This window comes from Agromyces italicus DSM 16388 (assembly GCF_000421545.1).
In the GTDB taxonomy this organism is placed as follows: Bacteria; Actinomycetota; Actinomycetes; order Actinomycetales; family Microbacteriaceae; genus Agromyces; species Agromyces italicus.
In genome coordinates, this window is record NZ_ATXF01000009.1 from 166,484 (window position 1) to 188,689 (window position 22,206).

The window sequence follows — 22,206 nt, forward strand, 5'->3', positions numbered from 1 at the left end:
GACGGCAGCCCGGCCGTAGGGCTGCCGAGCGGCGTCAACCGAGGTGTGCGACGGCAGCGCCCGCCTGCGGCATGAGCTCCTCGCGCGAACCGCGGACCATGGTCAGTGCGACGACCGAGGCGAGCACCATGCCGACCGCGGCCGCGATGAACGTCGCCGAGTACCCCTCGGTCAGCGCGGCGAGGTAGGCGGCGCCGTCGGCCGGCGAGGCTCCCGCGCCGGCCATCGCCGCCGCGTAGATCGCCGTGAACACCGAGAGGCCGATCGACCCGCCGATCTGCATCGACGAGTTCGCCACGGCCGAGGCGACCCCCGCGTCGTGCGGTGCGACGCCCGTCAGCGCGAGGTTCTGGAGCGGCACGAAGACGAACGCCATCCCGGCACCCATGATCGCGAGCGGAATCGCCACCTCCGTGAGGTACGCACCGTCGGGGGTGACGAAGCCGAGGTACACGAGTCCCGCCGCGACGAGCAGCGGCCCGCCCACGAGCAGCGGGCGCGGGCCCGACGACGGCAGCAGCTTCGTCACGAGCGGAGCGACCAGCATCGTGCCGAGCGGCAGCGGCAGGCTCGCGAGGCCGGCGGCGAGCGCGGACATGCCGAGCACGATCTGCAGGTGGAAGGTCAGATAGAGGGTCGCCCCGATCATCACGCTGCCGGCGACGAGCTGGATGAGGAAGGCCCCAGCACGGGCGCGGTGCGTGACGATCCGCAGGGGAAGGAGCGGCTGCGCGACCTTCGATTCGATCCACACGAACAGGGCGAGCAGCAGCACGCCGAGCGCGAGGAACCCGATCGTGTCGACGCGACCCCAGCCGAGCTCGGCCAGGCTGAACCCGTAGACGAGCGCGCCGAGGCCGAGGGCGACGGTGACGGCGCCGAGCACGTCGTATCGGTTCTCGCCTTCGGCACGGCTCTCGCGCAGGAAGAGCGCGCCGCCGATGAGCCCGACGACGACGAAGACCACGTTGACGAAGAGGCACCAGCGCCAATCGACCAGTTCGGTCAGCAGTCCACCGAGCACGAGGCCGACGGCGGCGCCCGCGCCGGCGATCGTGCCGAAGACGGCGAAGGCGGTGTTGCGATCCCGGCCACCCGGGAAGGTGACGGTGAGCAGCGCGAGCGCGGCGGGTGCGAGGAGGGCCGCGAACGCGCCCTGCAGGCCGCGGGCGAGGATCAGCTGCATCCCGTCGGCGGCGAAGCCGCCCCACGCCGAGACGACGCCGAACCCGAGCATGCCGACCAGGTAGGTGCGCTTGCGCCCCCAGTAGTCGGAGATGCGGCCGCCGAGCAGCAGCAGGGCGCCGAACGCCAGCGCATACGCCGTGACGACCCACCCCCGCTCGCCGTCGCTGAGGCCGAGCTCGAGCTGCGCCGCGGGCAGCGCGATGTTGACGATGGTGCCGTCGAGGACGACGACGAGTTGCGTGAGCGAGAGCACGACGAGTGCCGCCCACCGGTTCGGGACGCGCGAGGACATGGAAAAACCTCCGGGATTCTTGGGGATTCCGGAGGTTTCGAGCCTCGGACCGGGCGATGACTCGCCACGGCCGCCCTGACGAACAGACTGTCAGGCAGGCGTCCAGTTTATCAGGCGTCGAGTGCGGTGTCGGCGAGGTGCCGTGCCCCGTGGCTCAGCACCTTGACGACGACCCCGCGCCGGCGCAGTTCGGCGAGCGTGCGCAGCTCCTCGTCGACGTCTCGCCCGAGCGCATGCACGTTCGCCACGACGAGCACGTCGCCGCCGTGCAGGGTGCCGAAGAACCGCGCGAGCCGCTGCTCCCACGATTCGCCGAGGTTCTCGGGGGCCGGGTAGCGGAAGTCGAGGATCTGCACCCCGAACGCGAGCAGGTCCTGGCGCTGCTCGAGGATCGGCGGCATGTCGTCGCGGGCGACGACGAGGCCGACGAGCCGGGAGCCCTCGGGCCGCGCCATCCACCAGTGGCCGTCGTGGCGCACCTCGACGAAGCACTCGGGGCACTCGGTCGGGGTGTGGGTCGACGGTCCCGTCTCGATCGTGGGATTCTCGTCGCTCATGGTCTCGCTCGCTCCTCGCAGGGGTCGGGCTTCATCGTACGCGGTCGGGCGCGGTGCGACCCCCTCGCCGGCCCCCTCACTGCGCGCCGAAGAACCCGATCGCCGCCGTGCGGAACACCCGCGACCCGGGTGCATTGAAGTGGTGCCGCCCGGGCAGCTCGACGAACTCGCCGTTCGGCGTCGCCTCGGCGAGGAGTCGCGACTCCTCGATGATCGCGTCCTTCGTGCCGGTCGCGAAGAGGATGCGCTGGCGCGGAGGCCTCGACACGTCGGGGTCGGCGTCGCCGCCGTGCCGCATGCCCTCGGCGAGCGCGATCAGCGCGAGCAGGTCGTTGCCCTCGACCCGTTCGGCGAGCGTCGCGTAGTTGCGGGTCACCGGGTCGTCGATGGGGGTGCCGTGCAGGGCGTACTCGCGCGCCTGACCGATGTCGAGGCGCGCCAGCGGCCGCCCGTCGGGGATCCCGCCGAGCACGGCGCGATCGACGTGCTCGGGCGCCTGCACGGCGAGCTGCCAGCCCACTCGCGCGCCGAGCGAGTAGCCCGCGTAGCGCACGCTGTCGAGGAGATAGGTGTCGAGCACGGTCACGAGATCCTGCACGAGCGCCGCCATCGCGTATTCGGATGCCTCGCGCGGCTTGTCGCTCGCGCCGTGCCCGAGCTGGTCGACGCCGAGCACCCGGTACCCGGCGTTCAGCAGGTCGCGCACCCACCCCGTGTTCACCCAGTTGTCACGGCAGCTCGAGGCGAAACCGTGCACCGCGAGCACGGTCGGCGCCGACTCATCGCCCCACGAGTACGTCGCGATGCGCCGGCCCTCGGCGGTCATCACGAACTGGGGGTCGGGCATTGCGGTCGGCTGCGGAAGCGAGGCATCCATGTTCGCCATTCTCCCGGTTGTGGATGCCTCGCGCTGCACGCCGCCCGGTCGCCGCGCGGAACCGCCCGCTCAGCCCTGGAAGTCCTCAGGGTCGACGTCGTCGAGGAACCGCTTGAACTCGGCGAGCTTCGCTTCGTCGTCACCGCCCTCATCACCGGCCGCGCCGTCGGCGCCCTCGTCGCCGGCGAGCTCGGCGGGGATCCCCGCCTCGTCGAACACCTCGTCGGCGACGAAGATGGGTGCCGCGGCGCGCAGCGCGAGGGCGACGGCGTCCGACGGCCGGGCATCGACGACCTGCCGTCCGCTGGGGGTCGTGAGCGTGAGCTCGGCATAGAAGGTGCCGTTCTCGATGCGGGTCACGTCGACGCGCTCGACCCGCGAGTCGAGGGTCGCGAACAGGGTCGTGATGAGGTCGTGCGAGAGTGGCCGCGGCGCCTGCTCTCCCTCGAGCGCGATGAGGATCGAGGTCGCCTCCTGCGCGCCGATCCAGATCGGCAGCACCCGCGGCGCCCCGGGCTCGAGCTCGTCGTCGAACGGCTTCAGGAGCACGAGGTGCTGCTGCGCGGCGTCGAGCGCGATGCCGAGCACACGGACCTGGACCATCTTTCGAGGGTAGGCGCGTTCGCCGCTCGCCGACAGGGCGGTGCGCCGACTCGCCCCGAACGAGGCGTAGCCCGGCGGCACCGGCTCGGCGAGAATGGCGGATGCGCGCGGCGAGCGACCGCACCGCATTGAAGGGGACCCGTATGACGAACGAGGGCGAGCACGTGGCATCCGACGCGGACTGGTGGCGGCAGGCGGCGGTCTACCAGATCTACCCGCGCAGTTTCGCCGATGACAACGGCGACGGCATCGGCGACCTCGTGGGCATCATCTCGCGGGTGCCGTACCTCGCCGAACTCGGCGTCGACGCGGTGTGGCTGAGCCCGTTCTACCCCTCGGCGCTCGCCGACGGCGGCTACGACGTCGACGACTACCGCGACGTCGACCCGAGGATCGGCACGCTCGCCGAGTTCGACGAGCTGGTGGCGGCGCTGCACGGGGTCGGCATCAAGGTGGTCGTCGACATCGTGCCGAACCACAGCTCCGACCGGCATGAATGGTTCCGCGCGGCGCTCAGCGCAGGCAGGGGCTCGCCCGAGCGCGAGCGCTACCTCTTCCGGGACGGGCACGGCGCGAACGGCGAACTGCCGCCGAATGCCTGGCCCTCGATCTTCGGCGGCAGCGCCTGGGAGCGGGTGACGGAACCCGACGGCACTCCCGGCCAGTGGTACTTCCATCTCTTCGCGAAGGAGCAGCCCGACTTCAACTGGGAGCTGCCCGAGGTGCACGAGGACTTCCGGCGCACCCTGCGATTCTGGAGCGACCGGGGGGTCGACGGCTTCCGCGTCGACGTCGCCCACGGGCTGAAGAAGGACCTGGACGCCTCGCACGACGACCTCGCGACGATCCACCGCGCCGACCTCGACGCCTTCGGCTCGCACCCGCTCTGGGACCGCGACGACGTGCACGAGGTCTACGCGGGGTGGCGACGGGTGTTCGACGAGTACGATCCGCCGCGCACCGCGGTCGCCGAGGCCTGGGTGCACCCCGATCGGCGCGCCCGCTACGCCTCGCCCGAGGGGCTCGGCCAGGCGTTCAACTTCGAGCTGCTGCAGGCCGGGTTCGACGCCGCGAGCTTCCGCGAGATCATCGCGAGGAACCTCGCGGAGGCCGCCGCGACGGGCGCCTCGTCGACGTGGGTATTCTCGAACCACGACGTCGTGCGCCACGCGACCCGCTACGGCCTGACGGTCGATTCGGGCGCGGTCGGCGGCACCCCGACCGGCGCGGAGGGAAAGGCCTGGCTGCTCGCGGGCGGCGAACCCGAGTTCGTCGACACGGCGCTCGGCCTCCGCCGGGCTCGCGCGGCGACGCTGCTGATGCTCGCGCTGCCCGGCTCGGCCTACCTCTACCAGGGCGAGGAGCTGGGCCTGCCCGAGGTCGGCGAGATCCCCGACCTCGATCGGCAGGATCCCGCCTTCTTCCGCAACACCGGCGTCGAGATCGGTCGAGACGGATGCCGCGTGCCGCTGCCATGGACGGCCGGCGGCACCTCGTTCGGGTTCGGCCCCGCGGGCGCGGCCGCCCCGCACCTGCCGCAGCCCGAGTGGTTCGCCGACTACGCCGTCGAGGTCGAGGCGGGGGTGCCCGGCTCGACCCTCGAGCTCTACCGCACGGCGCTCCGGCTGCGCCGCGAACTCCAGGGAGCCGAGACGCTCGAGTGGCTCGAGGCATCCGGCCCGTCGGTGCTCGCCTTCGCCAGACCGGGCGGCTGGCGCACGGTGACGAATTTCGGTGACGACGCCGTGCCGCTGCCCGCGGGCGACGTGCTCGTCGCGAGCGGCCCGCTTCGCGGCGACGGCGCCCTGCCGGGCGCGACGACGGTCTGGCTGCGCTGAGCCCGGCCGCGCCGGCGCGCCGGCGCGGACCTCACGCGAAGATCAGCCACCCGATGCCGACGGCGAGCGCGATAATGCCGAGGACGAGGCTCGGGGCGAACGGCTCGCGGCGGCGGATGTGCAGGCCCACGGCGACGGCCATCATGCCGGCGAGGCCGAAGGCTGCGACGGGTGTGAGCCAGGGCGCGATCCCGGTCGCAGCGGGCAGGATCAAGCCGATCGCGCCGATCGCCTCGAGCACGCCGATGCCCTTGAGCTGCGCGGGGTTGACGTCCTCGACCCAGGGCATCTTCTCGCCGACGCGCTCGTAGGGGGTGACGGCCTTCATCGTGCCGGCCATGACGAAGGCGAGGGCGAGCATGGCGGTGACGATCCAGAGGGCGATGATCATGGGGATCCCTTCTCGGTTACGAAGAGTTCGTAACGCACGATCTGATATCGTAGCTCTCGGTACCCTCGCACTTCTCGGTGCGTCACGCACCTGCGAGTGCGTATCGCCCCACGAAAGGAATCGCGATGCCTGCCAGGCCCCCACGGGTGCTCGCCACCCGGTCGATCGACGCCGCCGTCGGTCACGAGGGCACCGCCGCGTGCAGCGTCGACAACCCGGAGAGCGGCGTGATCCGCGAAATCCTCTCCCGAGTCGGCGACAAGTGGAGCATGCTCGTCATCGGCGTGCTGCATGACGGGCCGCTGCGCTTCACCGAGTTGCAGCGCAAGGTCGACGGCATCTCGCACCGCATGCTCACGCAGACCCTGCGCAGCCTCGAACGCGACGGCCTGGTCACGCGCACGAGCTACCCCGAGATCCCGCCCCGGGTCGAGTACGCGGCGACGCCGCTCGGCCGCTCGCTCTCCGAGCCGGTCATCGAACTCGCCCGGTGGGCCGCGGCACATCGCACCGACATCCTCGACGCGCGCGAGGCGTACGACGCCGAGCGCTGAGCCGAGCCCTGAGCCGCGACTCCTGTGTTCGCGGTCAGCCGACCAGGTCCGCGTACTCCTGCGCGACCCGCGCCACCTCGTCGACGTAGTCGTCGTCGTGGTTGTACGAGTACACCGCTGCACGCCAGCCCTCGGGGCTGGTCATCGAGCCCGCAGCGCACAGGTAGCGCCCCGTCGTCAGCGCGGCGTCGTCGAGCTGGTGCGGGTCGGCCACGTCGTCGCCGTTCGCGTCGCTCGCCCACCGCTCCCAGGTCGTCGGGATGAACTGCATCGGTCCGACCGCCCGATCCCACGTGGTGTCGCCGTCGAGCACGCCGTCGTCGGTGTCGGCGATCTTCGCGACCCCGTCGCCGTCGAGGGCCCGGCCGATGATCGGCGGGCTCACGTCGCCCGACTCGTCGAGCACGGAGTCGCCGTGGCGGCCGTGGTCCGACTCGATCGCGCCGATCGCGGCGATCGTCGCCCAGTCGACCCCGCACTTCGGCTCCTCTTCGGCGACTGCGACGTGCGCGAGCGTGTACGCCGCGAGGGCCCGTTCGGGGATCCCGGTGGTATCGGCCACGGTCTGGAGCCAGTCGCCGTCGACCACTGGCAACGGCAATGCCTCCGGGCCCGAGCCCGACAGCCCTGCGAGATCGTCGGGCCTCGAACCGACGCCGGCGGAGGCGTCGCCCTCTCCCCCGTCGAGTTCATCGGGCTGCGAGGTCGTCGGGGGCAGCGCCACGTACGAGCCGTAGGCGGCCGGCGCAGCGAACCCGCCTGGGTTCCTTGCCGTGCCGATCAGGTTCACGGCGACGACGACGCCGACCACCAGCGCGACGACCCCGACCGTTGCGCCCAGGTAGATCGCGACGCGGGCCGCGGCCCACCCCCAGCCGGGCGGGGTGCGCGCCGACCGACGCGCGACGCGATCGTCGGCGTCGAAATCGTCGTCCCAAGACATCGTTACTCCGTTCGGGCGTTGGTTCAGGTGCCCGTGGGGCCGCCCGGCCACTCGTTCGAGCGCGGCGGCGACGACCCCGCAACCACAGTACGCGTCCATCGTGTTCCGCGCCCGCAGATCGTGCCAGTCGGCTCTCGTGAATCGCAGCCTGCCCGACTAGGCTCGGCCACGTCGGCGCGAAGAAGGGCTGATTGAGTCATGTCGAACACATTCTCCGAAGATCAGCTCGCAATCGTGGCCGCCGTCCGCGAATTCACCGCGGCCGAGCTCGCCCCCTTCGCGAACGAGCGAGACCAGACGAAGCAGTTCCCCGTCGACGCCCTCGAGCGGGCCGGCCGGCTCGGCCTCGGCGGCATCTACGTCGGTGACGAGGTCGGCGGATCGGCGCTCAGCCGGATGACCGCGGCGCTCGTCTTCGAAGAGTTGGCCAGAGGCGACACGGCGATCGCCGCATACCTGTCGATCCACAACATGGTTGCGTGGATGATCGATCGCCACGGCGACGACGTGCAGCGCGAGCGATGGCTGCCCCGCATGTGCTCGCTCGTCGATCGCGGAAGCTACTGCCTCACCGAGCCGTCGGCCGGGTCGGACGCCGCGGCGGTCACGACCTCGGCCGCGCGAGAGGGCGACGGGTACGTGCTGAACGGAGTGAAGCAGTTCATCTCGGGCGCGGGCTCCTCCGCGGTCTACCTCGTCTTCGCCCGGACCGGTGAGCCCGGCCCCCGCGGAATCAGCGCGTTCGTCGTTCCGGGCGGAGCATCCGGACTCTCGTTCGGCGCCGAGGAGAAGAAGATGGGGTGGAACGCCCAGCCGACCCGCCAGGTCGTGCTCGACGGGGTGCGGGTCCCCGTCGCCGACCGGCTCGGCACCGAGGGCGAGGGCTTCTCGATCGCGATGTCGGGGCTCGACGGCGGGCGGGTGAACATCGCGGCGTGCTCGCTCGGCGGCGCGCAGTGGGCGCTCGACCGCACGGTGCGGTACGTGCGGGAGCGTGAGACCTTCGGCCGCCCCCTCGCCGAGCACCAGTCGGTGGTGTTCACCCTCGCTGACATGGCGACCGAACTCCACGCCGCCCGCCTGCTCGTGCACGACGCCGCCGAGGCGATCGACGCGGGCGACGACGACGCCACGTCGAGGTGTGCGATGGCCAAGCGCTTCGCGACCGATGCGGCATTCACCGTCGCGAACAGCGCGCTGCAGCTCCACGGCGGGTACGGCTACCTGTCGGAGTACGGCATCGAACGGGTCGTCCGCGACCTTCGGGTGCACCAGATCCTCGAGGGCACGAACGAAATCATGCGCATGATCGTCGGCCGGCGGCTGCTCAGCTCGCGAGCAGCCCCGAGTGCAGCAGCTCGAGGTAGTTCGCGCTGACGCTCGCCGCCGTGTGACGACCGCCGGGGCGGTACCAGCGGACCGTCGACCACACCGCGTCCCTGATGAAGCGGAACGCGAGCCGGGGGTCGATCGACGCTCGGAAGACGCCGTCGCGCTGGCCCGCAGCGATCTGCTCCAGCCACAGTTCCTCGATGCGCGCGGCGCCGTCGACGAGGAACTCGAACCCCGGCTGGGTCATCAGGAACCCGGTCTCGTTCTGGTAGATGCTCACCTCGTCGGGGCGCTGCTCGATCGTGAGGAACGCGTGCTCGATGAGTCGATCGAGGTGCTCGCGGGGGCTTCCGCCGCTGCCTGCGATCTGCTCGAACGCGGAGAGCGTGTCGTGCTGGAACGTTCGCAGGATCTCCTGGAGCACCGCCTCCTTCGAGGCGAAGTGATGATACAGGCTGCCAGAGAGGATGCCGGCCTCGTCGGCGATGTCGCGCACGGTCGTCGACGAGTATCCGCGCGACGCGATGAGCCTCGTCGCGATCGCGATGATCTGCTCGCGCCGCCCCGGTCCGTCGCCCACGTCAGCGCCCGCTGACCTTGCCGAACAGGCGCGCGATGGGCGCCAGCACGAGCGGTCGCGCGGCGACCCAGGCCGCGGCGATCACGGCGAGCGAACCGACGAAGATCCAGAATCCCGCCCAGTTCACGACGTCCTGGCTCGCGTACATGTGGTTGAGGTTGCGGAGCGCACCCGTCGCGAAGACGAGCCCGACGTGCACGATGATGAACAGCACGAAATAGAGCATCACCGGGAAGTGCACGGCGCGCGCCCACTCGACCGGGTAGAGGCGGTTCAGGGTCTTCGCGTTCTTCGGCCACAGGCCCGACATGCGCACGCCCGTGATCGCCGCGAGCGGGGCGGCGATGAAGACCGTGAGGAAGTAGGCGATCTGCTGCAGGCTGTTGTAGTTCACCCAGCCGTTCTCGGTCGGCCAGTCGAGCGAGAGGTACTGGAGCAGGGCCGAGAGCGCGTTCGGGAAGACCTCCCAGCTCGTCGGCACGATCCGCATCCACTGCCCGGTCGCGAAGAGCAGCACGACGAACACGAGCCCGTTGACGAGCCAGAGGATGTCGAGCGACTGGTGGAACCAGAGCGCCAGGCTGATCTTGCGCTTGGCGTTCCACCGCGGCGACCAGAACGCGGTCGGCCGCTTCTGCGTGCGCACCTGGAGGCCCGACCGCATGATGAGCACGATCAGGAACACGTTGAAGAAGTGCTGCCACCCGATCCACGCCGGGATCCCGACGGGTGCCGACTCGGGCAGGTGGTACTCGCCCGGGTACGCGGCGATGAAGTCCTGCATCGGCGCGAGGGCGAGCAGCCAGTTGACCACGACGACGACGCCGGTCGCGGCGAGCAGCAGCCCGAATCCGCCGATGGCGAGGGCACCGGCCCATTCGGCGCGCGTGTACGGTCCGTACAGCTTCGGCCACGGTTCGGCGGCAGGGCGGTCGGATGCCAGGACCCGCGCCGCACGACGGGGCTGCGCGGCCGGGGTTCGCTGGGGCGCCGGTGCCGGGGTGCGCGTGGCGGTCGATGCCGGCCCCTCCTCCACGACGGACGCGACCTCGACGGCCGGCGTCTCGACGACCGGCGCTTCGACGACGCGTTCTGCCCGCACGGGCGCGGTGCCTGCGGGCGGCCACGGCTCGCCCCCGGCCACGCGGGGCAGGCCGCGGCGCAGTGCGACTCCACCCCCGGCGGCAACAGCCGCGCCGACGGGTGCAGCTGCGACCGCTGCCGCCGGTGCGGCCTCGGGAGCGCTCGCGCTCGTGGCATCCGCGGTGCTCGTCGGAGCCGTGATCGCCACCGAGCCGGCCGGAGGCCAGGGCTCACCGCCGGCCACGCGGGGGAGGCCCCGCCGCAGCGCTCGACCCGCGACGACGGTCTCGGCGGCCGGCGCAACAGCCACCGGTGCAGCAGCCGTGGCGGCGGTCGGAACAGCCGCCGTCGCCACGACCGCGATCTCGACCACCGGCGGCCAGAGTTCGCCGCCCGCGACCCGGGGCAGCCCCTGCCTGGTCGTTCGCCCGTACGTCGCCATCGGGGGTTACGCCTTCCGCGCCTCGAGCGCCGAGATCAGCTGCGGCACGACCGTGAACAGGTCGCCCACGATGCCGAAGTCGGCGATCTCGAAGATGGGGGCGTCGGCGTCCTTGTTGATCGCGACGATCGTCTTCGCGGTCTGCATGCCGGCGCGGTGCTGGATCGCGCCCGAGATGCCGAGCGCGATGTACAGCTGCGGCGACACCGAGACGCCGGTCTGCCCAACCTGGTACGACTGCGGGACGTAACCGGCGTCGACGGCGGCGCGCGAGGCGCCGACGGCCGCGCCGAGCACGTCGGCGAGCTGGTCGACGAGGGCGAACTGCTCCTCCGAGCCGAGGCCGCGGCCGCCCGAGACGACCTTCGCGGCGCCCTTCAGCTCGGGGCGCGAGGAGGTCACGACCTCCGCGTCGATGCTGCCGACGACGGCGGCCCGGCGATCGGATGCCACGACCGCGAGCCGCTCGCTCGACGCGGGCTGCGCCTCGGCGCGCGCATCCACCGCGCCCTCGCGCACGGTGACGACGGGAGCGCCCCACGTGACGGCGGAGTCGACGTTGTACGCGCCGCCGTAGACCGAGTGGTGGGCGATGACGCCCTCGGCGTCGCGGGAGACGCCGACCGCGTCGACGGCGAGGCCCGAGCGGGTGCGCGCGGCGAAGCGCGCGGCGATCTCGCGACCCTCGATGGAGTTCGAGACGAGCACGGCGTCGGGCCGCACGAGTTCGGCGGCGGCGGCGAGCGCGTCGGCGGCGGGCACGGTGAGCTGCGCGCCGATCCCGGCGTGCTCGGCGACGAGCACGTGGGTCGCGCCGAGCGCGGCGGCATCCGTTGCGAGGCGGTCGCCGTCGGTACCGGAGCCTGCGACGACGACCGCGACGGGCGTGCCGACGCCGGCGGCGGCGCCGAGGAGGCCTGCGGCGCTCTTGGCGAGCTCGCCCGCCGGCGTCGTGTCGAGGAGAACGAGGATGGAGTCGGGCTGGAAGTCAGTCATCGTCGCTTTCCTTACGCGAGCCGGTTCTGGACGAGGTACTCGGCGAGGCGCTCGCCGGCATCGCCCTCGTCGACGATCTTGGTGCCTGCGGTGCGCGGCGGCTTCTCTGCGAGCGAGATCATGATCGAGCGCGAGGCCTCGGCGGTGTCGGCGTCGACTCCGATGTCGGCGAGCGAGAGCGTCTCGAAGGGCTTCTTCTTGGCGGCCATGATGCCCTTGAAGTTCAGGAACCGGGCGTCGGGCAGCCGCTCGGTGATCGAGATCACCGCGGGCAGGGTCGCCGTGACCTGCATCGTGCCATGGTCGCTCGCGCGCTCGCCGCGCACCTCGCCGTCGGCGATCTCGACCGAGTTGAGGCTCGTGGCGTTCGGCACGTCGAGGAGCTCGGCGATCATCGCGGGCAGCACGCCGCCCGATCCGTCGGTCGACTCGTTGCCGGCCAGCACCAGGTCGAACCCGATGCGCTGCAGCGTCGCGGCGAGCGCTTCGGCGGTCAGCCCGAGGTCGGCCCCGGTGAGCGCGTCGTCGACGAGCTGCACGGCCGACGACGCCCCCATGGCGAGCCCCTTGCGTACGGTCGCCGCCGCCGATTCGGGCGACATCGAGAGCACGACCACTTCGGTGTCGGCATGACCGTCGGCGTACGAGAGCGCCACTTCGAGTGCGCGCTCGCCGATCTCGTCGAGCACCGTGTCGCTCGCCGCGCGATCGGCGAGGCCGGTCTCGAGGTTCAGCTTGCGGTCCCCGTAGGTGTCGGGGACCTCCTTGACCAGGACGACGATCTTCATTCCGCTCCTTCGACGAGAGACGCTTCATCCTAACCAAGCACTTGCTTGACTGGGAACGGCACTTTTTTGTGGCGGATCACCAAAGCGAACCCGAGCAGCCACGAACCGCTTGGTGGAATCCGCACAGTTTCCGGCGGGCGCTCGGCATGCCGGGGCTACGCTGCGGGCATGAGCGGATTCCGACCCCCTGTTGCAGACATCGCCTTCGCACTCGAGCACGTCGTCGACTACGACGCCGTCGCGCAGCTGCCCGGCTTCGAGCACGCCGACCTCGAGACGGTCACCGAGATCCTCGACGAAGCGGGCAACTTCATGGCCGAGATGGTCGCCCCCACCAACCGTGCAGGCGACCTCGAGGGTTCGACGCTGAACCCCGACGGCAGCGTCACGACCGCGACCGGCTTCAAGGAGGCGTACTCGGCGTACGTCGACGCCGGCTGGGGCTCGGTGCCCCTGCCCGAGGCGTTCGGCGGCGGCGGGTTCCCGCGTACCGTCGGCCTCGCGCTGCAGGAGCTCATGGCGACCGCGAACATGGGCTTCGCCCTCGCGCCGCTGCTCACCCAGGGTGCGATCGAGGCGCTCCTCCACTACGGCAGCGACGAGCAGAAGCAGCAGTGGCTGCCCAAGATGGTCTCGGGCGAGTGGACGGGCACCATGAACCTCACCGAGCCGCACGCCGGCTCCGACGTCGGTGCGCTCACGACCAAGGCGGTCAAGCGCGAAGACGGCACCTACGGCATCACCGGCCAGAAGATCTTCATCACCTTCGGCGACCACGACCTCAGCGAGCAGATCGTGCACCTCGTGCTGGCCCGCACCCCCGACGCACCCGCTGGCACCAAGGGCATCTCGATCTTCATCGTGCCGAAGTTCCTCATGAACGAGGACGGCTCGATCGGCGAGCGCAACAGCGTGCACACCGTCGGCGTCGAGCACAAGATGGGCATCCACGGTTCGCCCACCTGCGTGCTCTCCTACGAGGACGCCACCGGCTACCTCGTCGCCGAGGAGAACATCGGCATGCGCATCATGTTCGTCATGATGAACAGCGCCCGCCTCTCGGTCGGCATGCAGGGCCTCGCCGTCTCCGAGCGCGCCTACCAGCAGTCGCTCGACTACGCCCGCGAGCGCATTCAGGGCCGTGCCATCGGCGCCACCCAGGACTCCCCCATCATCGACTTCCCCGACGTGCGCCGCATGCTCATGACGCAGAAGGCCTACATCGCCGCGATGCGCCGCATGATGTTCCTCGTCGCGACGTACACCGACGTGTCGACCCACCACCCCGACGCCGCAGTGCGCGCCCGGGCCAACGAGATCGTCGGCCTGCTGACCCCGATCTCGAAGTCGTTCGGCACCGACCTCGGCAACGAGCTCACCTCGCTCGCCCTGCAGATCCACGGCGGCATGGGCTTCATCGAAGAGACGGGTGCCGCCCAGCACTACCGCGACGTGCGCATCGCCGCGATCTACGAGGGCACGAACGGCATCCAGGCCGCAGACCTCGTCGGCCGCAAGCTGCCGGTCCGCGACGGGGCATCCGCCCTCGAATTCATCGCGACCATGCGCGAGCTCGACGCCGACCTCGCCGCGGCGGGCGAGGAGTTCGCCTCGATCCGCAGCAACCTGAGCGCGCAGCTCGACGTGCTCGAGCGCACGACCGGGTGGATGCTCCGCACCGGCGCGACCGACCCGAACGCGGTGCTCTCGGGCTCGAGCCCGTACCAGCGCATCTGGGGCCTCGTCGTCGGCGGCTGGCTGATGGCCAAGTCGGCCCTCGCCGCACGCGGTCAGGGCGACGACGGCATCGCCGAAACGCAGCTGCCGCTCGCGCGCTTCTACGCCGAGCAGTTGCTGCCGCAGGCGGCGGGCCTCGTCGGTGCGGCGACCGCAGGCTCGCGCGACCTCTTCGCCCTCGACGCCGACGCACTCGGCGACGCGGTCCGCGCGCGCGTCTGACCCGAACCAGCGAACGACGATGCGCCCGCCCCTTTCGGGGCGGGCGCATCGTCGTTGTGCGATCGGCTACGTCTGCCGCTTCGAGGTCACCGCCCGCTGGAGCAGAACGAAGACGAGCAGGATGCCGCCGGTGATGATGGTGGTCATCTCCGGCGGGATGCCGCCGTCGCGGGTGATGAGCACGTTCATGAGGCCGAGCACCAGCGCGCCGACGACCGAGCCGAGCACGTAGCCGTACCCGCCCGTGAGCAGGGTGCCGCCGATGACGGTCGCCGCGATGGCGTCGAGCTCCCAGCCGATGCCCGTGATGTTCTGCGCGATGCCGAGGCGCGAGGTGTAGACCACCGCCGCGATGCCCGAGAGCGTGCCGCTGATCACGTACACGAGGATCTTGGTGCGGGGCACCGCGAGGCCCATGAGCGCCGACGAGCTCTCGGAGCCGCCGATCGCGTACACGGTGCGCCCCGTGCGGGTGCGGTGCAGCACGAAGAAGGCGACGAGCACGACGACGAACGCGATGATCACCCCGGGCGTGATGACGACGTCGTTCACCTTCTCGCCGTCGATGAGCTTGAACTGCTCACCGAGCCAGAGCAGCTGCGAGTCGTCGGCCAGGCGTTCGGGCTGCGTGCTGAGCAGCGACGCGAGCCCCCGCCCGAGGAACATCATGGCGAGCGTCGCGATGAACGGCTGCACGTTGAAGTACTGGATCAGGATGCCGCTCGCGAGGCCGAACACCGTGCCGATGAGGATCATCAGCACGATCACGACCCACGGATTCCATCCCGCGTTCGCGAGCATCACCCCGGCGACGCTCGAGAACGCGATGACCGAACCGACCGACAGGTCGATGCCGCCCGTGAGGATCACGAACGTCATGCCCGCGGCGAGGATGATGAGGTGTGCGTTGTTGATCAGCAGGTTCGACAGCGTGTTGTACTGCACGATGCGGCCGTAGGCCACCTCGCCGTAGATCACCATGCCGATGAAGATGACGATCGCGGCGACGGTAGGGAGCACCGAAGGGTTCGACGCGATCACGCGCTTGATCGTCGACCCGAGCTTCGAGCCTCCGGGGCCGTCGACGGGTGCGTCGACGCTGGGCGTCTGAACGGCGGTCATGCCGTCACCTCCTGCTTCTGCTGCGGCTTCTCCGACGGAACGGCGCTCGGCGCGGCCGACGCGCGCGGGGGCTTGCGCCGCTGGACGAACCAGCTGCGCACACGCTGCGACTGCAGCAGGCAGAGCACCACGATCACGATCGCCTTGAAGGCGGGCGTTGCCGACGAGGAGATGCCGAGGAACACGATGGTCTTGTCGAGGGTCGCGATGAGGAGGCCCCCGACCACGGCGCCGCCGATCGAGAACTTGCCGCCCGAGAGCGACGTCCCGCCGATGACGACCGCGAGGATCGCGTCGAGCTCCATCTGGTAGCCCGTGCGCGAGACGTCGACCGTCATGACGGTGCCCACCGACATGATGCCGGCGACGCCCGCGAGCACGCCGCTCAGGATGTAGACCGTGAGCAGCAGCCCGTTCGGCTTGATGCCCGCCATCCGGCTCGCCTTCGGGTTGATGCCGATCGCCTCGATCATCAGACCGAGCGCGCTCCGGCGCACGACCAGGCCGACGACGATCGCGATCGCGATCGCGAGCAGGAAGACGACCGGCAGTCCGATGAGGAAGCCGTTGGCGATCCACCGGAACGGTTCGTTCGAGGCCGAGGTGTTCTGGCCCTCGGTGATGACCTTCGCGATGCCGCGGCCGGCGAGCATCATGATGAGGGTGCTGATGAAGGGCTGGAGGCCGACGTAGGCGACCAGCACGCCGTTGACGGCACCGAGCACCGCGCTGATCAGCAACGCGAGCCCGATGGCCCCCAGCGCGACGAGAACAGAACCCGAATCACCGGCATCCTTCATGAGCACCATCGCGACGGCGCCCGACACGGCCATCACGGAGCCGACCGAGAGGTCGATACCGCCGGTGGCGATGACGAGCGACATCCCGACCGCGATCATCAGGATCGGCGCGGAGGCGCGCAGGATGTCGACCACGTTGCCGACGAGGCGGCCCGTCTCAGGGTCGTACGAGATCGCGAGGTAGTTCGGGTCCTTCAGGACGTTGAGGACGAGGAGCGCGACGATCGCGACCAGACCCCAGAAGAACGGCTTCCGAACGAGCTCGCGCAGCCACGACGTTCGAGCACCGGTGCTCATGATTCCTCCTCCGTCGCGGCAGTCGCCGGCACGGTCGTGTGCTGCGCGTCGCCCGGGTGCGACGCATCGTTCGTGTGCGGCGCCTCGGCATCGATGATGTCACGCTCGGCAGCTTCGACACCGTGTGCGGCGATGACGTCGACGACCATCTGTGCGGTGACGTCGGCGCCGTTGACGATCTCGCCGATCTTCTGGTGGTCTTTCAAGACGACGATGCGCTCGCTGAGGCGCACGACCTCCTCGAGCTCCGAGGAGATGTAGACGACCGAGACGCCGTCCTCCGCGAGCTGCGCGACGGCCTCCTGGATCTCGGCCTTCGCGCCGACATCGATGCCGCGCGTGGGCTCGTCGAGGATCAGCAGTTCGGGCTTCGTCGCGAGCCACCGGCCGAGCAGTACCTTCTGCTGGTTGCCGCCCGAGAGGTTCTTGATGAGTCGGTTCGGGTCGGGCGGGCGCACGTTCAGCGCCTCGATGTACTGGTCGACGAGCTCGTCCTGCTCCTTGCGCGGGATCGGCCGGGCCCAGCCGCGCTCGGCCTGTACCGCGAGGATCATGTTCTCGCGCACGGTGAGGTCGCCGATGATGCCCTCGTCGCGGCGGTTCTCGGTCGAGAAGGCGATGCGCTTGCCGAGTCCGTCGGCGGGCGCCCTCAGGTCGACCCGCTTGCCGTGCAGCGTCACCTCGCCGTCGTCGGCTCGGTCGGCGCCGTAGAGGAGCCGGGCGAGTTCGGTGCGTCCGGATCCGAGGAGGCCGGCGAAACCGACCACCTCGCCGCGGTGGACGTCGAGATCGGTCGGCTCGATCGAGCCGCGACGGCCCAGCCCCTTCGCTGAGAGCAGCGGCGCTTCGGCTGCGTAGTCGCGCGCGTCGACGCGGCGGTTGCCGCCGAGCGAGGCGAGCGAATTGAGGTCCTTGCCGATCATCTTCGAGATCAGTGCGTGCCGGTCGAGGTCGCGGGTCAGGTACTCGCCCTCGTAGCGGCCGTTGCGCAGGATCGTCAGGCGGTCGCTGATGGCGTAGATCTGGTCGAGGAAGTGCGAGACGAACAGGATCGCGACCCCCTGGTCGCGCAGCGTCCGCATCACGCGGAACAGACCCTCGACCTCGGCCGCGTCGAGGCTCGAGGTCGGCTCGTCGAGGATGAGCACCTTCGCCTTGATCGCCATCGCGCGGCTGATCGCGACCAGCTGCTGCATGGCGATCGACAATGTCGAGAGGGGCCGATGGGTGTCGAGGTGCTCGAGCCCGAGCCGGGCGAGCGCCTCGGTCGCGGCCTCGTGGGTGGCCCGCCAGTTGACGCCGAACGCGCCCCGCACTTCGTGGCCGAGCATGACGTTCTCACCGATCGTGAGGTTCGTGACCAGGTTGACCTCCTGGTACACCGTCGAGATGCCGGCGCTCTGGGCGTCGCGCGTTCCGTGCAGCTGGCGCTCCTGGCCGGCGACGACGATGGAGCCGCCGTCGATCTTGTAGACGCCGGTGAGCGCCTTGATGAGCGTCGACTTGCCGGCGCCGTTCTCGCCCATCAGCGCGTGTACCTCACCCTGGAAGAGGCGGAAGTCCACCCCGTCCAGCGCCCTGACGCCGGGGAACTCGATCGAGATGTCGCGCATCTCGACGATGGGCAGTGCTTCACTCATGGGAATCGCATTCCTGTGCTCCGGGCGCGTCTGGACGACCGGACTTCGAGTCGGATGGTGCGGGGCCGGCGTTCGAGCCGGCCCCGCACCGCGGGTGCTGCGCGCCGCGACCGCGGCGGCGGGCGACGATCAGTACTGACGGTCGGCGAGCACGGCCTCGGCGGCCTCGGGCGAGTCGAACGCCTCGCTCGGCACGATGATGTACGAGTCGACCGACTCGCCCTCGAGCGTCTTGTTCACGACGTCGAGCGCGGTCTCGCCGAACAGCGGGTTGTACTCGTGCACGTAGCTCAGCTGACCGGCGGCGAGCGCCTCCATCGCGGCGAGCGTGCCGTCGATCGTGGCGATCTTGACGTCGGTGCCGGGCTTCAGACCGGCCTCCTCGACCGCCTGCGCCGCGCCCAGACCCATCTCGTCGTTCTGGGCGAAGATCAGCTGGATGTCGTTGCCGTTCGCCTTGAGCAGCGTCTCAGTGACGCTCTTGCCCTCTTCGGCCGACCAGTTCGCGGTCTGCGCGGCGACCTCGACGAGCTTCGAGCCGTCGACCGAGGCATCCCAGCCCTCGTTGCGTTCGTTGACCACGCCGACGCCCGCCGGGCCCTCGAGGGTGATGTAGTTGCCGCCGTCGGGGAACTGCTCGACAGCCCAGGCTCCGACCTCCTTCGCGACCTCGACGTTGTCGGGGGCGATGCGGGTGACGTACAGGCTCGTGTCGTCGGGCTCGATGCCGCGGTCGAGCAGGACGACCGGGATCTCGGCCTCCTGCGCACGCTTGAGCGAGTCCTCCCAGCCCGAGGCCTCCGTGGCCGAGAGCAGGATGACGTCGACACCCTCGTCGACGAACGACGTGAAGGCGTCGATCTGCGACTTCTGGTCGAGGTTCGTCGCCGGGGCGTACTTGAGCTCGAAGCCCGCGTCTTCGGTGAACGTCTCCTGGATGTTCTTCTCGTTGGCCTCGCGCCAGGCACCCTCGGGGCCGACCGCGACGAAGCCGACGGTGGTGAGGTCGTCGCCCTCGCCGCCCGAAGCACCGTCGCCGCCGCTGCTCGAGCACGCGGCAAGGCCGATGCTCAGCGCGCCGACGGCCGCCAGGCCGAGGAACTTCACGAACCGCCTCTGAACTGACATGAGATCTCCTCCTTGAGATCCGGCACGCTTGCGCCGGCTACGGGGTCTGCGCTGTGCCGACGCCCGGGTGATTGCAGTGGCGCTCGGTGCGGCGCCGTATGAATGTTACCGGGAACAAGAGCGGGATGGCAAACCGAATGTTCCCGGAAACACTCCGAGTCCGGCAAGCATGGGCGGCGAGCCCGCGGCGGACGCTACGCGTCGTCGTCGTCGTCGGCGGCGATCATCTCGATGATGGTGTCGACGCTGAGCCCCGGCCCGTTGCTCACTTCGCCGATCTTCCGCCGATCCTTCAGGATCGCGATGCGGTCGCTGAGCCGCACCACCTCGTCGAGCTCCGACGAGATGAACACCACGGCGACGCCGTCTCTCGCCATCTTGGCGATGCGCGCCTGGATCTCGACCTTCGCGCCGATGTCGACGCCGCGTGTGGGCTCGTCGAGCACGAGCACGTGCGGCCGGGTTGCGAGCCAGCGGGCGAGCAGCACCTTCTGCTGATTACCGCCCGAGAGCCGGCGCGCCGGCGCCTCGGGCCCGGGGGCGACGATCGCGAGCGACTCCATGAAGCGGTCGACGAGGCCATCGCGCTCGGCTCGCGAGATCGGCCGCGCCCATCCCCGCATCGCCTGGAGCGCGAGCACGATGTTGTCGCGCACGCTCAGTTCTTCGATGATGCCGCCGTCACGACGGTCCTCGCTCGCAAAGGCGATTCGGTGACGCAGCGCGGCGGCCGGGTTCGGCAGCGCGACCGTGCGTCCGTCGATCTCGATCGTGCCCGAATCGCGGCGTGCGACGCCGGCGAGCAGTTGGCCGAACTCGCTGCGGCCCGATCCGCGCAGACCACCGAGACCGACCACCTCACCGCGATGGAGTTCGAAGTCCGTCGCCTCGAACTCGCCGCGGCGGCCGACGCCGACCGCCCGGTACACCGGGGCTCCGGTCGGGTCCGCGCGGTGCGCCCGTCGCTCTGAACCGATCCGGCGGAGCTCGGCCAGGTCCTTGCCGATCATCTTCGAGATGAGCACGACGCGGTCGAGCTCGCGCGTCGGGTACTCCCCCTGGCCACGGCCGTCGCGCAGCACCGTGATCCGGTCGCTGATCGCGTACACCTGCTCGAGGAAGTGCGAGACGAACAGGATCGCGACGCCGTGCTCGCGTAGCCTCCGCAACGCACGGAACAGCGTGGCCACTTCGTCGGCGTCGAGGCTCGAGGTCGGCTCGTCGAGCACGAGCACCTTCGGATGCGTCACCATGGCCCGCGCGATGGCGACGAGCTGCTGCATCGCCGGAGGCAGCTCATGCACCGCGAGCCGCGGGTCGAGGTCGCCGAGTCCGAGCTCGTCGAGCACGGCCTCGGCCCTGCGCCGGGTCGCCCCCCACGAGATGCCGTACCAGCGCCGCTCCTCATGGCCGATCATCACGTTCTCGGCGATCGAGAGGTTGCCGCACAGGTCGACGTCCTGGAAGGCGGCCGCGACACCCGCCCCCTCCGCCTCGGCGGGCCCCGCGAGCGACACCGGCTCACCGGCGATCCTCACCTCGCCGGCGTCGATGCGGTACGCGCCCGTCAGCGCCTTCACGAGCGACGACTTGCCCGCTCCGTTGCCGCCCATGAGCGCGTGGATCTCGCCTGCGAACAGGCGCAGACCCACGTCGTGGAGCACGGTCGTGCCGTCGATCTCGACGGTGATACCGGTCATCTCGACGACCGGTCGCGCCGAAGCATCCGTCTTGATCATGACGACCTCGGCGGCGCGGTCGACGAACGGACCACGAGCTCGCTCGGGATCTTCGAGCGCTGCGGGATCTCGCGGCCCTCGAGGGCCGCTCGCAGCACCTCCATCGCCTTGATGCCGAGCGCGTGGAAGTCCTGCCGCACCGTCGTGAGCGGCGGAATGAAGTGCCGGGTGAGCGGGAGGTCGTCGAAGCCGACGACGCTCACGTCATCGGGAACGCGGATGCCCCGGTCATGGAAGCCGTGGACGACGCCGAGCGCCATCTCGTCGTTCGCGGCGAACATCGCCGTGTACTCGGGCACGCCCTTCAAGCCGGCCGCGTAGTCGTAGCCGAAGTCGCTCGTCCAGTCGCCGACGACGATCGGCCGTGCCCTGATCCCCCATTGCTCGACACGCGCATGGAACGCACGCTCCCGGCCACGCGCGTCGAGCCAGTCGAGGGGACCTGCGAGGTGGAGGATGTCGCGATGCCCGAGCGACACCAGGTGGTCGACGGCGAGCTTCGTGCCGAGCTGCTGATCGACGCTCACGGTGAGGAAGTTCGGGTCCTTCGCCGCCTTCACGACGAGCACCGGCACATCGATCGAGACGCGCCGCAGCGCTGACACCGATGACGAACGCGGCGCGACGATGCACAACGCGTCGACGCCCTGCGCGGTGAGGTGGCTCACCGCACCCTCGGGGGTGAGGCTCGCATCGTCTTGCATGGCCACCGAGGTCACCGAGTACCCGCCGGATCGTGCGGCGAACTCGAGCCCCCGCAGCGTGCTCGTCGGCCCGTACTCGACCGAGCTCTCGACGATCACGCCGATGCGCTGCGTACGCTGCGTGGCGAGCGCGCGGGCGGCGCTGTTGGGCCGGAAGTCGAGCTCCTCGATGACGTCGAGCACGCGCTGCCGGGTCGCCGGGCGGATGTTCGGATGCCCGTTGAGCACGCGGGAGACCGTCATGTGCGACACACCGGCGAGCGCGGCGACCTCGCGGATGCCGAGCTTCTCGGGGCGTTCGCCCGTCTCGAGGTCACTCACCACCGATCTCCTGCCTCACCACTCTGCCGCTG

General features: G+C 70.4%; 20 protein-coding genes. 4 read left to right on the plus strand and 16 right to left on the minus strand.

Going from position 1 to position 22,206, the window contains the following annotated elements:
- Positions 1–34: 34 nt before the first annotated feature.
- The 4 genes from H516_RS0114480 to H516_RS0114495 form a co-directional block, all read right to left on the minus strand.
- Entirely contained in the window at positions 35–1,480 is a 1,446-nt protein-coding gene (locus tag H516_RS0114480) for an MFS transporter (RefSeq protein ID WP_022890427.1), read from the minus strand.
- 110 nt (positions 1,481–1,590) lie between these two features.
- Positions 1,591–2,037: a recombinase family protein gene (locus H516_RS20370; protein ID WP_022890428.1), complete on the minus strand. Its 447-nt coding sequence runs from the start codon at positions 2,035–2,037 to the stop codon at positions 1,591–1,593.
- Positions 2,038–2,113: 76 nt separating this feature from the next.
- Positions 2,114–2,914: an alpha/beta fold hydrolase gene (locus tag H516_RS0114490; protein WP_022890429.1), complete on the minus strand. Its 801-nt coding sequence runs from the start codon at positions 2,912–2,914 to the stop codon at positions 2,114–2,116.
- Positions 2,915–2,983: 69 nt separating this feature from the next.
- Positions 2,984–3,517, minus strand: coding sequence for a bifunctional nuclease family protein (locus tag H516_RS0114495; protein ID WP_026378825.1), 534 nt, complete (start codon positions 3,515–3,517; stop codon positions 2,984–2,986).
- 143 nt (positions 3,518–3,660) lie between these two features.
- On the opposite strand from H516_RS0114495, the gene H516_RS0114500 reads away from it, so the two are divergent.
- Positions 3,661–5,355, plus strand: coding sequence for a glycoside hydrolase family 13 protein (locus H516_RS0114500; RefSeq protein ID WP_022890431.1), 1,695 nt, complete (start codon positions 3,661–3,663; stop codon positions 5,353–5,355).
- 31 nt (positions 5,356–5,386) lie between these two features.
- Here the strand turns inward: H516_RS0114500 and H516_RS0114505 are convergent, their stop codons facing one another.
- Entirely contained in the window at positions 5,387–5,746 is a 360-nt protein-coding gene (locus H516_RS0114505) for a DoxX family protein (protein WP_022890432.1), read from the minus strand.
- A gap of 125 nt (positions 5,747–5,871) precedes the next feature.
- Between H516_RS0114505 and H516_RS0114510 the strand changes: the two genes are divergently transcribed.
- On the plus strand, positions 5,872–6,300 hold the full coding sequence (locus tag H516_RS0114510; RefSeq protein ID WP_084620719.1) for a winged helix-turn-helix transcriptional regulator: 429 nt from the start codon (positions 5,872–5,874) through the stop codon (positions 6,298–6,300).
- A gap of 34 nt (positions 6,301–6,334) precedes the next feature.
- Here the strand turns inward: H516_RS0114510 and H516_RS0114515 are convergent, their stop codons facing one another.
- A complete protein-coding gene (locus H516_RS0114515) occupies positions 6,335–7,243 on the minus strand; it encodes a lytic transglycosylase domain-containing protein (RefSeq protein ID WP_022890434.1) in 909 nt (302 codons plus the stop codon).
- A gap of 198 nt (positions 7,244–7,441) precedes the next feature.
- Between H516_RS0114515 and H516_RS0114520 the strand changes: the two genes are divergently transcribed.
- Entirely contained in the window at positions 7,442–8,620 is a 1,179-nt protein-coding gene (locus H516_RS0114520) for an acyl-CoA dehydrogenase family protein (protein ID WP_022890435.1), read from the plus strand.
- On the opposite strand, the gene H516_RS0114525 is transcribed toward H516_RS0114520, so the two are convergent.
- The 4 genes from H516_RS0114525 to H516_RS0114540 are packed head-to-tail and all read right to left on the minus strand — an operon-like array spanning position 8,571 to position 12,464.
- Positions 8,571–9,155 (minus strand): TetR/AcrR family transcriptional regulator, encoded by a 585-nt coding sequence (locus H516_RS0114525; protein ID WP_022890436.1) that lies wholly within the window; start codon positions 9,153–9,155, stop codon positions 8,571–8,573. The genes H516_RS0114520 and H516_RS0114525 overlap by 50 nt on opposite strands.
- 1 nt (position 9,156) lies before the next feature.
- Positions 9,157–10,680, minus strand: coding sequence for a cytochrome b/b6 domain-containing protein (locus H516_RS0114530; RefSeq protein ID WP_022890437.1), 1,524 nt, complete (start codon positions 10,678–10,680; stop codon positions 9,157–9,159).
- A 6-nt stretch (positions 10,681–10,686) separates the two neighbouring features.
- Entirely contained in the window at positions 10,687–11,676 is a 990-nt protein-coding gene (locus H516_RS0114535; RefSeq protein WP_022890438.1) for an electron transfer flavoprotein subunit alpha/FixB family protein, read from the minus strand.
- Positions 11,677–11,687: 11 nt separating this feature from the next.
- Entirely contained in the window at positions 11,688–12,464 is a 777-nt protein-coding gene (locus H516_RS0114540) for an electron transfer flavoprotein subunit beta/FixA family protein (protein WP_022890439.1), read from the minus strand.
- A gap of 168 nt (positions 12,465–12,632) precedes the next feature.
- Here H516_RS0114540 and H516_RS0114545 point away from each other — a divergent pair, with 168 nt between their 5' ends.
- Entirely contained in the window at positions 12,633–14,423 is a 1,791-nt protein-coding gene (locus H516_RS0114545) for an acyl-CoA dehydrogenase C-terminal domain-containing protein (protein WP_022890440.1), read from the plus strand.
- A gap of 66 nt (positions 14,424–14,489) precedes the next feature.
- Here H516_RS0114545 and H516_RS0114550 read toward each other — a convergent pair whose 3' ends face one another.
- From H516_RS0114550 to H516_RS0114575, 6 genes are all read right to left on the minus strand, one after another.
- Positions 14,490–15,545, minus strand: coding sequence for an ABC transporter permease subunit (locus H516_RS0114550; RefSeq protein WP_022890441.1), 1,056 nt, complete (start codon positions 15,543–15,545; stop codon positions 14,490–14,492).
- Positions 15,542–16,642: an ABC transporter permease gene (locus tag H516_RS0114555; protein ID WP_022890442.1), complete on the minus strand. Its 1,101-nt coding sequence runs from the start codon at positions 16,640–16,642 to the stop codon at positions 15,542–15,544. The genes H516_RS0114550 and H516_RS0114555 overlap by 4 nt, the downstream gene beginning before the upstream one ends.
- Complete coding sequence (locus H516_RS20375; RefSeq protein WP_022890443.1) at positions 16,639–18,282, minus strand: sugar ABC transporter ATP-binding protein; 1,644 nt, start codon at positions 18,280–18,282, stop codon at positions 16,639–16,641. Before H516_RS20375 ends, H516_RS0114555 begins: the two co-directional genes overlap by 4 nt.
- Before the next feature lie 129 nt (positions 18,283–18,411).
- On the minus strand, positions 18,412–19,410 hold the full coding sequence (locus H516_RS0114565; RefSeq protein ID WP_022890444.1) for an ABC transporter substrate-binding protein: 999 nt from the start codon (positions 19,408–19,410) through the stop codon (positions 18,412–18,414).
- Between the two features lie 194 nt (positions 19,411–19,604).
- Positions 19,605–21,149: a sugar ABC transporter ATP-binding protein gene (locus H516_RS0114570; RefSeq protein ID WP_022890445.1), complete on the minus strand. Its 1,545-nt coding sequence runs from the start codon at positions 21,147–21,149 to the stop codon at positions 19,605–19,607.
- The gene (locus H516_RS0114575; RefSeq protein WP_026378829.1) at positions 21,146–22,174 is read right to left on the minus strand and encodes a LacI family DNA-binding transcriptional regulator; all 1,029 of its coding nucleotides are present in this window, start codon (positions 22,172–22,174) and stop codon (positions 21,146–21,148) included. Before H516_RS0114575 ends, H516_RS0114570 begins: the two co-directional genes overlap by 4 nt.
- Positions 22,175–22,206: the final 32 nt, after the last annotated feature.

Excerpts from the sequence above, each read along its gene's own strand:
- H516_RS0114480 (WP_022890427.1), bottom strand. The coding sequence starts at position 1,480 with ATGTCCTCGCGCGTCCCGAACCGGTGGGCGGCACTCGTCGTGCTCTCG.
- H516_RS20370 (WP_022890428.1), bottom strand. The coding sequence starts at position 2,037 with ATGAGCGACGAGAATCCCACGATCGAGACGGGACCGTCGACCCACACC.
- H516_RS0114490 (WP_022890429.1), bottom strand. The coding sequence starts at position 2,914 with ATGGATGCCTCGCTTCCGCAGCCGACCGCAATGCCCGACCCCCAGTTC.
- H516_RS0114495 (WP_026378825.1), bottom strand. The coding sequence starts at position 3,517 with ATGGTCCAGGTCCGTGTGCTCGGCATCGCGCTCGACGCCGCGCAGCAG.
- H516_RS0114500 (WP_022890431.1), top strand. The coding sequence starts at position 3,661 with ATGACGAACGAGGGCGAGCACGTGGCATCCGACGCGGACTGGTGGCGG.
- H516_RS0114505 (WP_022890432.1), bottom strand. The coding sequence starts at position 5,746 with ATGATCATCGCCCTCTGGATCGTCACCGCCATGCTCGCCCTCGCCTTC.
- H516_RS0114510 (WP_084620719.1), top strand. The coding sequence starts at position 5,872 with ATGCCTGCCAGGCCCCCACGGGTGCTCGCCACCCGGTCGATCGACGCC.
- H516_RS0114515 (WP_022890434.1), bottom strand. The coding sequence starts at position 7,243 with ATGTCTTGGGACGACGATTTCGACGCCGACGATCGCGTCGCGCGTCGG.
- H516_RS0114520 (WP_022890435.1), top strand. The coding sequence starts at position 7,442 with ATGTCGAACACATTCTCCGAAGATCAGCTCGCAATCGTGGCCGCCGTC.
- H516_RS0114530 (WP_022890437.1), bottom strand. The coding sequence starts at position 10,680 with ATGGCGACGTACGGGCGAACGACCAGGCAGGGGCTGCCCCGGGTCGCG.
- H516_RS0114535 (WP_022890438.1), bottom strand. The coding sequence starts at position 11,676 with ATGACTGACTTCCAGCCCGACTCCATCCTCGTTCTCCTCGACACGACG.
- H516_RS0114540 (WP_022890439.1), bottom strand. The coding sequence starts at position 12,464 with ATGAAGATCGTCGTCCTGGTCAAGGAGGTCCCCGACACCTACGGGGAC.
- H516_RS0114545 (WP_022890440.1), top strand. The coding sequence starts at position 12,633 with ATGAGCGGATTCCGACCCCCTGTTGCAGACATCGCCTTCGCACTCGAG.
- H516_RS0114550 (WP_022890441.1), bottom strand. The coding sequence starts at position 15,545 with ATGACCGCCGTTCAGACGCCCAGCGTCGACGCACCCGTCGACGGCCCC.
- H516_RS0114555 (WP_022890442.1), bottom strand. The coding sequence starts at position 16,642 with ATGAGCACCGGTGCTCGAACGTCGTGGCTGCGCGAGCTCGTTCGGAAG.
- H516_RS20375 (WP_022890443.1), bottom strand. The coding sequence starts at position 18,282 with ATGAGTGAAGCACTGCCCATCGTCGAGATGCGCGACATCTCGATCGAG.
- H516_RS0114565 (WP_022890444.1), bottom strand. The coding sequence starts at position 19,410 with ATGTCAGTTCAGAGGCGGTTCGTGAAGTTCCTCGGCCTGGCGGCCGTC.
- H516_RS0114570 (WP_022890445.1), bottom strand. The coding sequence starts at position 21,149 with ATGATCAAGACGGATGCTTCGGCGCGACCGGTCGTCGAGATGACCGGT.